General features: G+C 52.2%; 13 protein-coding genes and 1 pseudogene. All 14 read right to left on the reverse strand.

Annotated elements, in window-relative coordinates:
• Window positions 1-302: 302 nt before the first annotated feature.
• Window positions 303-662: an HNH endonuclease gene (locus PGW42_RS00955; RefSeq protein ID WP_173755253.1), complete on the reverse strand. Its 360-nt coding sequence runs from the start codon at window positions 660-662 to the stop codon at window positions 303-305.
• Between the two features lie 3 nt (window positions 663-665).
• Window positions 666-1733 carry a methionine adenosyltransferase gene (metK, locus tag PGW42_RS00960; RefSeq protein ID WP_270203404.1) on the reverse strand — a complete coding sequence of 356 codons (1068 nt, stop codon included), beginning with the start codon at window positions 1731-1733 and terminating at the stop codon, window positions 666-668.
• A 298-nt stretch (window positions 1734-2031) separates the two neighbouring features.
• The gene (locus PGW42_RS00965; RefSeq protein ID WP_270235092.1) at window positions 2032-4461 is read right to left on the reverse strand and encodes a phage/plasmid primase, P4 family; all 2430 of its coding nucleotides are present in this window, start codon (window positions 4459-4461) and stop codon (window positions 2032-2034) included.
• The gene (locus tag PGW42_RS00970) at window positions 4458-5021 is read right to left on the reverse strand and encodes a type II toxin-antitoxin system PemK/MazF family toxin (RefSeq protein ID WP_270203406.1); all 564 of its coding nucleotides are present in this window, start codon (window positions 5019-5021) and stop codon (window positions 4458-4460) included. Before PGW42_RS00970 ends, PGW42_RS00965 begins: the two co-directional genes overlap by 4 nt.
• A 211-nt stretch (window positions 5022-5232) precedes the next feature.
• Window positions 5233-5679, reverse strand: a complete 447-nt coding sequence (locus tag PGW42_RS00975; RefSeq protein ID WP_270203407.1) for a hypothetical protein — start codon at window positions 5677-5679, stop codon at window positions 5233-5235.
• Between the two features lie 8 nt (window positions 5680-5687).
• Entirely contained in the window at window positions 5688-6236 is a 549-nt protein-coding gene (locus tag PGW42_RS00980; RefSeq protein ID WP_270203409.1) for a hypothetical protein, read from the reverse strand.
• Between the two features lie 35 nt (window positions 6237-6271).
• Window positions 6272-6583 (reverse strand): hypothetical protein, encoded by a 312-nt coding sequence (locus PGW42_RS00985; RefSeq protein ID WP_270203410.1) that lies wholly within the window; start codon window positions 6581-6583, stop codon window positions 6272-6274.
• Window positions 6580-7278, reverse strand: a complete 699-nt coding sequence (locus PGW42_RS00990) for a hypothetical protein (RefSeq protein ID WP_270203411.1) — start codon at window positions 7276-7278, stop codon at window positions 6580-6582. Before PGW42_RS00990 ends, PGW42_RS00985 begins: the two co-directional genes overlap by 4 nt.
• Window positions 7279-7286: 8 nt before the next feature.
• A pseudogene (locus tag PGW42_RS00995) lies at window positions 7287-8669 on the reverse strand (SNF2-related protein).
• Complete coding sequence (locus PGW42_RS15885) at window positions 8666-9085, reverse strand: VRR-NUC domain-containing protein (RefSeq protein WP_330676957.1); 420 nt, start codon at window positions 9083-9085, stop codon at window positions 8666-8668. Before PGW42_RS15885 ends, PGW42_RS00995 begins: the two are co-directional and overlap by 4 nt.
• The gene (locus PGW42_RS01005) at window positions 9072-9308 is read right to left on the reverse strand and encodes a hypothetical protein (RefSeq protein ID WP_107000250.1); all 237 of its coding nucleotides are present in this window, start codon (window positions 9306-9308) and stop codon (window positions 9072-9074) included. The genes PGW42_RS15885 and PGW42_RS01005 overlap by 14 nt, the downstream gene beginning before the upstream one ends.
• Window positions 9309-9317: 9 nt before the next feature.
• Window positions 9318-10385, reverse strand: a complete 1068-nt coding sequence (locus tag PGW42_RS01010) for a DUF932 domain-containing protein (protein WP_270203413.1) — start codon at window positions 10383-10385, stop codon at window positions 9318-9320.
• A gap of 99 nt (window positions 10386-10484) precedes the next feature.
• The gene (locus PGW42_RS01015) at window positions 10485-10823 is read right to left on the reverse strand and encodes a hypothetical protein (protein WP_270203416.1); all 339 of its coding nucleotides are present in this window, start codon (window positions 10821-10823) and stop codon (window positions 10485-10487) included.
• A 12-nt stretch (window positions 10824-10835) separates the two neighbouring features.
• Window positions 10836-12833: a DNA polymerase gene (locus PGW42_RS01020; RefSeq protein WP_270203417.1), complete on the reverse strand. Its 1998-nt coding sequence runs from the start codon at window positions 12831-12833 to the stop codon at window positions 10836-10838.
• Window positions 12834-12860: the final 27 nt, after the last annotated feature.

Genomic DNA, 12860 nt, shown 5'->3' on the forward strand with positions numbered 1-12860 from the left:
TCCCGCCCGGTTGAATTGTTGTTGCAGCGGCCGATTCTCGCTCGCCCTCGTTCCTCCCGGAACAAGCTAAAATGTGCGAAAGCTCCCTGTTTTCGAGAAGTTTCACACACTTTGGTTCATTTCGGGGAAAAAGAATGGCACCGAAACCGAAGCTCCGATGCCTGTACATTTTCCTGTTTCATTTTGCGCCGTTAATCCTCTGACCCCCGGCCTATGAAATTTGCGGTTTTTCACAGAAAAGGGGCCACCGGTCTCCGTGTGACTTCACCGTAGAGAAGTGACCCCGGCCCCCGGCGGGGGTGTCAGTAGGTGTAGGTCGGGTTGATGTCTTCGGTCAGCGTCTTCTTATCGTGACAACTCTTGCAGAGAGACTGCCAGTTGTTCTGATCCCAGAAAAGTTTCTGATCACCACGGTGTGGAATGATGTGATCCACAACCGTTGCCCGGACGTACTTGCCCTGCTTGGCACACTGCACACAGAGCGGATGAGCTTCCAGATACGACTTTCTGACTTTCTGCCACCGCCTGTTGTATCCACGCTTCGCTGCCGGGCGGGTCACCTCTGGATGGAGAGGCAGGTGCTTCTCACAGTAGAGCCGGCCGGCTTCCACCAGCTCTGGGCAGCCGGGGTGATGGCACGGTGTCTTTGGTCTGTATGGCATGGGTCAGTCCTCCCACGGAAGACCAGCCTTACCGAAGTGACCGTAAGCACTGACCTTGTTGTAGTCTACATCCAGCAGTCCCAGACGCTGGATGATCCCCTGCGGGGTCAGATCGTAGCTGTCATGGACATAGGCTTCGATGAAGTCAATGGACTGGTGTTCCGTACCGAAGCACTCCACCGACACCCCCACCGGCTGCACCACGCCGATAGCGTAAGCCAGCTGGACTTCGCACTTGTCAGCGTAGCCCGCCTGCACGATGTCCTTGGCAATCTTCCTCGCCATGTATGCTGCGGAACGGTCCACCTTGGTGGGATCTTTACCGCTCAGAGCGCCACCACCCATGCGACCGATACCGCCGTAGGTATCGCACGCCAGCTTTCGGCCAGTCACACCACAGTCGGCGTAGCTGCCGCCCAGCACGAAACGACCGGTCGGATTGACGAGCTTCGTAAAGTCACCGTCCAGACCGTATTCGCAGGCGGCCAATACCATCATGGATTCGATGATGTGCCGGAAGTCGCTGACCTCCACATCCGGGCTATGCTGCACGGAACAGAGGAAGGTGGTGATACGACCGGTGTCGTAATCGTAGCTGACCTGTGCCTTGGCATCTGCACGGAACATCTTAGACGGATGGTTCTTCAGCAGTTGCAGGAACTTGGTAGCGACCATATACGGGATCGGCATCTGCTCTGCCGTCTCGTTGGTGGCGTAGCCATACATGATTCCCTGGTCACCGGCACCGCCCTTATCCACACCCAGTGCAATATCCGGGGACTGCTTGTCCACCAGAATGCCGATGCGAAGAAGCTCGGTCAGGTTCCAGCCCAGCTTTTCAGCACCGATGCGGTTGAACACATCGTGGACAATCTGCTGATAGTTTGGCCGGTAATCGGTGGTGACCTCGCCGGCAATAAAGAGCTGACTCTTTTTCAGCAGACACTCAATCGCCACACGGGCGTTCCTGTCATGCTGAAGAATGTCGGTCACAATGGCATCTGCAATCTGGTCACAGATCTTATCGGGATGGCCATTGCTGACCTGTTCACAGGTGATAATCTTACTCATGTTCTGTCCTCTCTTTCATGTATCACAAAGCAGGCCGTTTTTGCCCTTGCCCACAAATAGGCTCCCACAAAGACTGCCTGCCCTGTCTCTGTTCATGGTTTCTGTTCATGGTTTCTGTTCATGGTTTCCGTTCATTCTCTTATTTTCCTTTCTTCTTCTCAACTCATGTAGCATGTAGCAACCATGTAGCTGAATTTTATATAAGAAAGCTATAAAAGAAAGTAATAATAAAAAAGGTTATGAAATCTCGGCTACAAACCAGCTACATGCTACAAAGCACCCAAAATCAGAAAAAAGGTCACAAAAGACTGTCCTTTGGCTTATATGCGTCCTGTACCGTTAGGTCTTCCGCTCCAGCTTCTACTTCCTTGAACTTGCAGTCCATGATCAGCGTAGTCTGTCCGCCACCGCCTTTGGGGCGCTTTCGAACCACTTTGAAATGCACGCCGATAGCATTTTTAAAGTTCTTCTGATTCTCTGAGGAATACCCGTTCTCCTCACACCACTTTGTGTACAGCTGGTATGCTGCTGCCGTCCGAAGTTCCGACCCATCCTCTTTTTCAAGCCACGCCTCAATGAACTGCCCGATCCGATCAGAATCATCCTTGTAATCTTCCGTTGCTTTCGTGACAGCCTGCGGAAGTTCCAAACCCCGCTGGCAGAACTTTTTGTATCCTTCCAGACACCAGTTGAAAATACCTGACAGGTTCTCCGGCTTCGCAAACTGCCCCTTCAGCCCCTGGTCCTGTTCTCCCTCTTCAAAGTGACGGTTAAACGGGATGATCTTCAGTCGGCCGGATTGGAACAAGGTCATATCATTGACATTAGGCAGGTAGTTCGTATTGATAAAAATCTTGAACACCGGCACAAAATCAAAGCTGTTCTCATTTAGGAATCGGGCGTTGATGGTATCGTTGCCGGTCATTCTTTTTACGAGAGCTGCATTAAATGTGATCTTCTTCTCCGGCTCAGAGATATTTACAAATCTGGAGCCGACCAGACGAGCCACTTCTTCCGAAGGTCCGCCTGTGTTCCCACCACGGAATTTAGCTGCCAGCATATCCGGATTCGATGTCTTTCCATAGTCGCCCATGATCTTCAGGAAGGTTTCCATTGCAGTGCCTTTGCCGTTTCGGGAAGTGGCACCGTAAAGGATAAACATACACTCCTGCGAGGTATCTCCTGTCAGGGCGTATCCCAAAGAACGCTGAAGGAAGTCTGCCAGATCTGCATCTCCACACATGACCTCCTTGATAAACGAGTGCCAGCGTGGACAGTCTGCATCCGGGTCATAGGTAATACCGGATTCCATTGTGAGATAATCCTCCGGCCGATGTTCCCTGAATTCCAGTGTCCTCATATCCAACGTTCCATTTTTGCAGTTGAAAAAATACTTGTTCCTGTCAAATGCCTGCATGGAGATCGGATACACGGACATGGCATCTCTTAGCATTGTTTCCCGATTCTTACGCAGCTGCAGTTTTCGGACACGGTCGATGAACCGCTTCCTGGCATCCTCTTCGGTGATCGTCAAAGCAAACACATACAGCTTGTCAGCCAGCAGCTTTGCCAGTTCCGATACCTTGAGATTGCCTTTGTCCGGCCGCCAGACAGAGCCGTCATAGACATACCAGCCTTTACGCTCACTGTTGTACCGGGCGATCTGCTTGAAATAATCCGCAAACATATTGCCCATGCCGATCTCATTTCGGCCATACCGGGAATTTGTGTGCGGTGCCATTTCTTCCAGCGTGATCGTGATCTTGGTAAGATCCGGCTGGAATTCGATATAGTCATCCTCATCCAGCTTGGAAAACTCTTCATCCACAATATCCTGTGCGTTGACCGGCATATAGATGGCCGCACAGGTATTGACCGTATTGCGGATAGAGATTGCACCATAAGTTGAACCAGCCTGCTTGCGGTCCCACTTGTCACGCATCAGACCGGAAGTACGGAAGATACGGTCCATCTGCTCCTCATCACAGCCACACCAGAATGCCAGAATAGACAGCAATGCCATATCTGCATCCGACTGGCTGCCGTAGAGGTCTTCCCAGTCACCGGCAAAGAGTTTTTTGAACTTCTCCGAGTTGCTGGCTTCGTTGGCGTGTGCGATGACAGCCTCATCATCCAGGTACGAATGGTGCTGGAAATGTGTCTGCTGCACCTGCTTGTTTCGCTTCATCAGCGTGTCCAGTAGTGTTGTCATTGCCGTTTCATCGTTCGGGATCTCACCTGTGCGGTAAACATCTCCCGTTACGGTGACGAAGCGGTTGGTCGCACCGGGCATATACACTTCCAGACCCTTGCTACGGTTGTTGATGTAGTAGACCGTCTTGTCGTAGACGTAGTCTTCCGGCACACAAAAGAAACCTCGCAATCCTTTCCCGGATGGAGATTTTTCCACGTAAGCCGTAGAAAAGATGGAAAGGACGGTATCCGCCGTATCGTTCAGCGTACCGTCCTCCCGGATACAATGGTCGATATCAAAAGCGCCGATTCCGTTGCCAATAGCAATACCGATACCGTCATAGCCGCCCATTGCATAAGTGACAAGGGTATTCTTGAAATCTGAGAATGTACGCAGGTCATTGATCCTTGCCCGTTCCCCCGTTGCCGGGTTAAATGGCATCTTGGTCTTCTGGCCATTGCGCTTTTCAAACTTCCAGACACAGAAACTGCAGGTCGTTTTCAGCTTGCCCGGAATGTTCTTGATGTCCATCATGCCTGCGCCTCCCTTCCCATGCAAGCCTGCATCGCAAACTGCTTTTTAACAGCAGCTTCGATCTCCTGCTTTTTCTTGGCCGAGGTCACACGGCAGAGCCGGTTGCACAGGACCATCTTGTCAATGGTCGTGATCTGCTCCACCAGCAGAATGGATTCTTCCAGTCCCTCATCCCGGAGCATTTCGCAGTCTCTCCCGGTGACCGGAATGTGTACCGGCAGCTCCAGCTTCTTCAGCTTGGAACTCATCGGAATCACCGTGATAATCGGAGAATTGCGATTTGCCATATCGTTGCTGATAACCAGCACCGGGCGGTTTCCGCTCTGCACCGAAGTACCATAATGATTCCCCAGTTCTGCAAACCAGATTTCATACTGCTTCGGTATCTTTGGTACTGGCCATCTGGTAAGCGGCATCTCCTGAATCGGCACTCTATTAGGTGCCGGCTGACAGGAGGCTACTGCCCTTTTCTTGGTCTTCCCTCGCTGATTGATGTATATATTAACATGGATCTTCCGTCCATGTGCTGCTGACCGGGCATTCTTTTTCTTTCTCCCCATTGGGATCTCACCTCCAGTTTGATAGCAAAAAGGCCGCCGAAGATGGAATCCTCATAGCGGCCGTAAATGTAAAAAGGCATAAAAACACCGGATGCTTTCCAGTATCTTTATGCCTTTGTTTTTCCTATTTTCCTAGTTTAAAGTATAGCAAAAAACCGATGTACAGTTAAGAAGGAAAAGTTCAAAAACAGTTCGTTTCCGTTCGTAAAGTTCAGTTTTTGCAGAACTTTTTTTCCAACTGCCGCATCTGCTCCCTGTTGGAGAAAAGCTCTTCTGAAAACTGCTGCAGCCCGATTTTCTTATGATAAAAGACGGCTGTTTTTCCCATATGCTTTCCATTCTCAAATTCGACTGCTTTCAGCGGGACCCGATCCAGGCAGTGCTGTCTCACAACGATCTGCGCCTTACTGTCTCTGATCCGAAACGCCGCTGCATCAGCCAGCTTAAGCCACTCTCTTACCGCTGTATACCTTGCAAGACCTTCTTCTGCCTGCTGGTCATACATTTCCTTTTCACCCGGATATTTAGAATCCGCAGCCATTTCAAGATCCTGCCTCCACTGCATTTGTGTTTCCTCCGCCAGCATTTTTACCCTGCTGTATTTCTGGCAGACTTCTTTTGCAAAATCCAGCATGTCCTCTGCTGTTTCCTGTTTCATATTCCGTATCACCTCCTCTGATAGCGGCCAATTGTGTCGGCCATTCCAATAAGGGCATTTTCTTTCTCCCGGACTACCATTCTCCGGGTCAGCAATTTCCCTTCCGCCCCCGTAATCTCCGACTGCTTCTTCCCATCCACAAACAACTGCTCCGCCACAAGCCGGGTCTGGCCGCGCAGACTGCGAAGCCCGATCTCAAAGAGTTCGATCTGCTCACAAACCTCATAGTAAGGCTCCAGAAACTGCTCTGTGCGCTGTGTCTGCACTTCCCGGTTCATGGATGCCAGCACCTTATCGCAATTAAGGACCGTGCGTTCCACCGGGTTCGACAGTCCGCTTGTCTGTACCCGCTCGGATTCCTCATGTGCGCCCTGTGACAGTTTATAGATAATCTCTTCTTTCGTGTAAAACCACGATTTGGATTCTTCATACTGCTGTCGGAGCAGTTCCCGCCTGCGAATCAAACAGCGGTAGGAATCGGCCAGTTTTTTGACCAGCTCCAGACAATCCACCTGTTCAGGTTTTGCGGCAGATGCCACATTCTTTTCCTCAGCCATAGTTCGTCCTCCTTTCTGACCGATCCAATTGGTTTTTAGCTGGACGCCTCCACGGTGGCTTTCTTCTTTCGTCGCTTGGCTGCTTCCTGACGCACCCGCTCCTGCACCCCTTCGATCAGCCGGTCTGCATCCAAATCCGTAAGCGCCTCATACCACGGAGAATGAAAGAATCGTTCCAATCTTTCTTTCTCGTGCATCGCATCCCGGTTCTTTGGATTGACATCCAGCCGGTGAAGCGCCCACTTATAATCCTTGACCGCCTGCAGGATGATGGCATTTGCCAGGTTCTCATAGCAGGCAGTATTTTCACTGACAGCAACTTTTGCAGCACTTCTTACTCTGCTCATTTTTCAACGCCTCCCATCCTGTCATACCATGGTGCCGGCACCTTCTCCGGAGCAGTTCCGTACTTGAAAACATAGATCGTGTGCCACGCAGTCTCATATAAAAGATCCAGCAAACGGCGGTTTGCTTCCGGCAGTTCATTTGCTTTCTTGATGAACTGCTCGATAAAGTGCTCCCGGTTCGCATTCCTCAAATTCTGGCTCTTTTCCCTTGCAATGACCGCCTCTGCAAACTGAAAACAGATCTTTTTGTACTGCTGGACACAGTCGTATTTCCATGTGAGTGCATCCAGCAGGACCTTTCGTTTTCCGTCCGGGGTGAGCTTGGGCATATTCTGGATCTTGGATTTCTGATACAGTTCCATAGCCTGTTCTTCCTTACAGAATTCCTGCTGCATCCAGAGCTCACTTGCCCGGATATGGCACATCAGAAGTTCCACTTCATGCTCATAGGCTTCCTTCATGAGAAGATCACGGTTCATCCGCAGGTCTGCTGCCCTGCGGATCGGGTTCGCACCAAAGAGCTCACAAAGAAGTCCCTTTTCGCCAATCGGCCGAAACATTGCCCAGGGGATGAAGAATCCCTCCTCATCTCTTTTGGCTTTCATTGCCGTTACCGGCTTGGACTTTTTATAACGATAATCGCTCTCCTCTGCCGGACGGCGGTCCTCTGCATTCAAAAACAGATACTTTTTCATATTCTCTCCTATCTCCCCAGCTGTGCCTTGACCGCTGAGATCAGTTTTTCCTGTGTCATGTCCTTCTGCTCCAAAGCCGCCATGACATCCTCGTCCACCGTGTCCTTGGTGATGATATGGTGGATGGTGACCACATCCGTCTGCCCCTGCCGCCAGAGTCTGGCATTGGTCTGCTGATACAATTCCAGGCTCCATGTCAATCCAAACCAGATCAGGATGTGTCCGCCTTGCTGGATGTTCAAACCGTGTCCGGCCGATGCCGGGTGAATCAGGGCAACCGGGATGTTCCCGGCATTCCAGTCCCTGATGTCGGTGCTGCTCTTGATATCCCGTACCGGAATCCTCTGCTTTGCCAGATGCTCCATGATGCGCTGGCGGTCATGCTTGAACCAGTACGCCACCAGAACAGGCTGCCCGTTGGCGGCTTCGATCAGGTCTTCCAACGCCTCCAGCTTATGGTCATGGATGATGCGGGCTTTTCCGTTCTCGTCGTAGACAGCACCATTGCTCATCTGCAACAGCTTTCCTGTCAGTGATGCGGCATTGGCAGCATCTATGTCACCATCTTTCAGCGGGATTAACAGGTCCTTCCGAAGCATATCGTAGAGTTCCCGTTCCTGCGTGTTCATCTCCACCTCGTACCGGCTTGGAATACAGTCCGGCATACGAAGGTAATCCAGTGCTTTCATAGAAATCGTGATATCCGAGATCCGCTGGTAGATCAGCTCCTCTGCTCCTTCTCTGGGCTTGTATTGGAACACAACACCCGTGGAAGGATTCATGGAAGAAGCCTTGAAATAAGCCTCCCTGTACCGGCCGATGAATTTGCCAAGTCGCTCCCCGCCATCCAGAATCCCGATCTCCGCCCAAAGATCCATGAGACCATTGGAAGAAGGGGTGCCGGTCAATCCGACCCATCGTTTCACATACGGGCGGACTTTCCGCAGGAATTTAAAACGCTGGGACTGGTAGTTTTTGAACGATGACAGCTCATCGATCACGACCATGCCAAAATCCCAGCGCATTCCGTTTTTCTCATAATACTCCACCAGCCATTTGATATTTTCACGGTTGATGACATAGATCATCGCCGGATGGTGGAGTGCTGCAATGCGAGTCTTTGTATCACCTACGATGACAGAAATATCCAGGCCTTGCAGATGATCCCACTTTTCGATCTCTGCCGGCCATGTATCACGGGCCACACGCAGCGGCGCAATGATCAGAACCTTGCTGACCTCGAAGGTCTCCAGCATAAGGTCTTTGATGGCCGTCAATGTGATAACGGTCTTTCCTTAACCCAAGCCCATATCCAGAAAAAGGGCTGCGACCGGGTGTGTTTTGATATACTCCGTACAGTAACTCTGATAATCATGAGGAATGAACTTCATTTGGGCATCACCTCCTCCCCGGCATCCTGTGCCCGTGTTTCCGGCTCCTCGCTTTGTGTATTTCCTTGTGGCAGCGTAACTTCCGGCATCTCCGGGATATTCGCACCGATTCCCTGCGGGATAGGCTCACCCGGTTTCCAGCGAAGCAACGCATGGATAGCAGTTTGGATTTGTTCCGGGCGGTCTACGCAGAATACCGGGAAACCCAGTGCCTCCAGCTGCTGTCTGCGTTTTCTCTGGAGGATACGCATCTGCTTTCCGGGAGCTTTCAGTTCCACAAACGCACACTTGCTGCCAAGCAGCAAGACCAGTCGATCCGGCACACCGTTCATGCTCTGACTGGTGAATTTAAGGGCCTGCCCACCGGCGGCCCTGACTGCTTCCACAAACTGCTTTTCGACTTCATTCTCCCTCATCCGGCTTCGCCTCCTCTGCCCGCCAGACACCGATGCGTGGGCGTTTCTTTTCCTGACATTCCCTTTTCGGGTGTTTCCTTTTCTGGTGCTTCTTCCTGCGCTCTTCCCGAACCACATTGCCGATAGCTTCATTGGCAGTCGGGTCCGGGTGGCTGTGGCTGACTTTCCTGTTCAGAGATCCTTCCTCTTTGTGTTCTGTGATCCAGTGAATGACATCTTCCATACCGTCACCTCACTGATTGATCTGCTTCCACTGCTGCGGCTCCATCGTGGCAACCTGCCAGCCAATGCCCTCCAGTGTGGTAGCACGGTCATAGGAAACAACATCCTGCGATGCACGGGTCACCGCATTGGACAGACCGTACAGAGAAAGGTCTCCGCCTTCAATGAGGTACTTGAGGATACCTTCCTGTTCCTCGGCATTGATGCCATAGCTCTGGGCAGTCAGCTGCACCACATCCTGTACCCTGCCGGTGATCGGCACTGCCATAGATTCCTGCAGGCGGCCGACCACCTGGGAAAAGCGAGCCTCATCAATGGCAGCCATCGTGGTATCGCGGAGTTTCAGCAGGAATGCCTTGTCCTCTGCTTCCATCGTCTCATCCGAATACAGGACAAAGCTGTCCTCCACTGCTTTTGCCTGCCGGCCCACATGATGACGGCGTTCGCCCATGTCATTGACCACCATGCCGTTGGTGCAGACCAAACGGTATACCAGCGGCTGAATCGACACGGCTCCCAGACCGACCTCGGAGTTGGAGATCATCACGCCAGCCTGGACGATGTCGCCCTTGCGGACTTCCATCTCCAGACGGTGATTGACCACCTTGAGGTACAGACGGTTCTCCGTCACCTCGCAGGACATGACCTCGTACTGGTCGTTGCCTGCAAACAGCGGCAGGACAGCTGTGGCAATCTCCATGTTGTCGATACGGCGATAGCGTTCCGACAGCAGCGCACGGGCTACCTGTCCGGCACCGTAATCCATAGAGCGGACCATGTAAGAGCTGGGCTTGTCCGCAAACCAGCTGTTCACATTCTCTGCCAGCAGTTCCGGCTTTTCTTTCTGCATGAGATCATAGTATTTGGCCGGGATACCCAGTGCTGATGCCACCTGACGATGGAACAGCGAGGTCGTACCAAACACCTCCTGCTGGCTGGTTGTAAGATGATTGATCTCGAAGGTGTGTCCATCTTCCCGGAGGCGCATTCCCTGCGCCGGGCTGATAAAATCCTGCTTGGCCTGATTCTGACGGTTCAGTTCGACCAGGACTTCCTGCAAATTTCTTCCTGTTTTCATAGCAATTTTCCTCTCTATCTCTGCGGCGCATATTTATACGCCTGTTTATGCGTCCGTGTCCTTCCGACAAAAACGCCGTGTTTTTATAACTACAAGTGCTTACAATTCCCGGTTGATCATCTGCTGGATGATCCGAACAGCACCCTGCATACGTCTACGGTTCAGCCGGGTATCTTGCAGGAGTGTGTCCAGAGCATCCACCTCGTCCCGGATGTCACAGAGGACCGACCGCTGATGGTCAGCCAGGCGTTCTTTCTCCTGTTCCATGCGGTCGTACTCTTTTTCGTAATCATCGATATCCTGCACATTAGTTTCGATATATTCCTCGATCTCCCGGCGAAGTTCCTCTCCGGCATAGTCCTGCACCGCATCCAGCAGATCCCGGATGCCAAAGGATGTCAGAAGTTTTCCGTCCTTCATTTTCAGAACATGAGGCATCTTGCTCCCCCTTTAATCCTTGAAGTAGTAGCTGCCCTTATATCCGGCAGCATTCAGAGGAAGATCCTTGCACCACTCCGGGTTAACGGACATCAGCTTGCAGACCTCCTCCACTGTGTACTGATCCTTGGGTGCTTCGATGATGACCTCATCGTGAACATGACCGACGATATTCAGGCCATAGCCTTCCATCCGGGCCATTGCTTCTGCCAGAATGTCACGGGCAATCGCCTGTGTCGCATTCTCCACCAGCCGGCCGGAGTAGGTTTCCTGTCTGGCCCATTTGTGGTTTTGCCCCACTCCTTCATAGGTCAGGCTCATGCGACCGAAGCGGTTCGGCTGAAGTCTCGGCTTCAGATACGCCAGCTTTCTGCCGGAAGGCAGCAGCATCCAGAGCGTACCGGAATAAAACTCAAATGCCAGCTTGCCGATCTCCTGCCACTTTCCGGTCTTGAATGCCTGCGTTGCCGCCTTCTCCACATCCCACCAATACTGGACGATCTTCGGATTAGCTTCCCGCCAAGAATCGATGATCTCCGGCAGTTCCTCTTCTTTCAGACCCATCTGCAGAGCACCCATGCTGATGAGTGCGCCGGAAGAACCGCCATAGCCGCAGGCCAGCTCTGCCACCTTTCCTTTCTGCCGAAGCTCTCCGTTGATGCCGTGCTTCACCACCGGCACATGAAACATCTGGCTAGCAGAGGCACAGTAGATGTCCTTCCCTTCCAGAAAGGCTTCCAGCCGCCAGTCCTCCCCGGCTTCCCATGCAAGCACACGGGCTTCGATGGCGGAGAAGTCGGCCACGATGAACTCACAGCCCTCTCTTGGGATCAGCATGGTTCGGATCAGCTGGGAAAGCACATCCGGGGTGTTGCCGTAGATGGTCTCGACCATATCAAAGCACCCCAGCTTTACCAGTTCCCTCGCCTCATCCAGCGTGGAAATATGGTTCTGCGGCAGATTCTGCAACTGGATATTCCGGCCGGAATACCGACCTGTGCGGCTGGCTCCATAGAACTGGAACAGCCCTCTGGCTCTGCCATCTGAGCAGACACAGCGTTCTGCCGCCTGGTATTTCTTCACAGAACTTTTCGCCATCTGAAGCCGTAGCTTCAGCATGTCCATTGCCTCGGCATCCACTCCGTTCTTGTCCAGTTCCTCGATCATCTGCGCTACATCCTTTTTGCCAAGCGTGTCCATCGGGATGCCACGCTCATCCAGCCATGACTTCAGCTGTGACACAGAATTGGGATTCTCAAGCCCGGTCAGTTCGTAGGCTTTCTTACTCATAGCATCTGAGAGCATCAGATCACAGGCAATGGCCTGCTGCACCAGTTCCGTGTCGATCTTTACGCCCCGGTCATTGATACGCTCATTGACCCGGTAATGCTTCCACTCCTGCTCCGGCATCGGGAATTTCTTCAGCCTCTTATAAATGTCCACCTCGGTGTTGACATCCTGAATGCAGTAATATTTAAACTTCTCCCAGTCAGCGGGGTAATGCTCCGGAAGATTCCGGGTACGCATTCCATTGCTTTTCGTTGGCTTACAGGGCATGGAAAACAGCTTGATCAGCCGCTCGCCTTCCTTATCTTTCTGCTGGCTGGTCTTCAGCACGGCTCCAACATCCTTTAGAGCCATTGGCAGAGTCAACGATGCCGCCATAACCATCGTGCAGATCCAGTTGTCTGGCGACAGGAACTCTCCGGGTTTCAGATACTGTCCCGGCAGATGTCTTTGCAGATGCACGGAAAAACAGACCCGCTCAAAGGAAGCATTGTGGGCGATCAGGCGCACATTTCCAGACTGAAAATCCTCCAGCAGCTCTTCCGGGAGCGGTTCTCCCGATGCAAGGTCTGCACACCTGGTCTCGCCAAAACCGTCCCCTTCATCGGTTGCCCATGCTACCAGCAGGATCTCAAAGCTGGGGTCTGTGGCATAACGGTACAGGCCGCATTTTCCGATGTCCACCTCGCTGTAGGTCTCAATATCGATCAGCGTTTCTTTCAAATATCTCACCTCTATTCGATGTAAAAA

This window comes from Coprococcus sp. TM115-187, from assembly GCF_027679115.1.
GTDB lineage: Bacteria > Bacillota > Clostridia > Lachnospirales > Lachnospiraceae > Allocoprococcus > Allocoprococcus comes.

Coding starts and splice junctions, on each gene's coding strand:
- PGW42_RS00970 (WP_270203406.1), bottom strand. CDS start 5,021: ATGGGGAGAAAGAAAAAGAATGCCCGGTCAGCAGCACATGGACGGAAG.
- PGW42_RS00955 (WP_173755253.1), bottom strand. CDS start 662: ATGCCATACAGACCAAAGACACCGTGCCATCACCCCGGCTGCCCAGAG.
- PGW42_RS01015 (WP_270203416.1), bottom strand. CDS start 10,823: ATGCCTCATGTTCTGAAAATGAAGGACGGAAAACTTCTGACATCCTTT.
- PGW42_RS01010 (WP_270203413.1), bottom strand. CDS start 10,385: ATGAAAACAGGAAGAAATTTGCAGGAAGTCCTGGTCGAACTGAACCGT.
- PGW42_RS00975 (WP_270203407.1), bottom strand. CDS start 5,679: ATGAAACAGGAAACAGCAGAGGACATGCTGGATTTTGCAAAAGAAGTC.
- PGW42_RS00980 (WP_270203409.1), bottom strand. CDS start 6,236: ATGGCTGAGGAAAAGAATGTGGCATCTGCCGCAAAACCTGAACAGGTG.
- PGW42_RS01005 (WP_107000250.1), bottom strand. CDS start 9,308: ATGGAAGATGTCATTCACTGGATCACAGAACACAAAGAGGAAGGATCT.
- PGW42_RS00965 (WP_270235092.1), bottom strand. CDS start 4,461: ATGATGGACATCAAGAACATTCCGGGCAAGCTGAAAACGACCTGCAGT.
- PGW42_RS15885 (WP_330676957.1), bottom strand. CDS start 9,085: ATGAGGGAGAATGAAGTCGAAAAGCAGTTTGTGGAAGCAGTCAGGGCC.
- PGW42_RS00985 (WP_270203410.1), bottom strand. CDS start 6,583: ATGAGCAGAGTAAGAAGTGCTGCAAAAGTTGCTGTCAGTGAAAATACT.
- PGW42_RS00990 (WP_270203411.1), bottom strand. CDS start 7,278: ATGAAAAAGTATCTGTTTTTGAATGCAGAGGACCGCCGTCCGGCAGAG.
- metK (WP_270203404.1), bottom strand. CDS start 1,733: ATGAGTAAGATTATCACCTGTGAACAGGTCAGCAATGGCCATCCCGAT.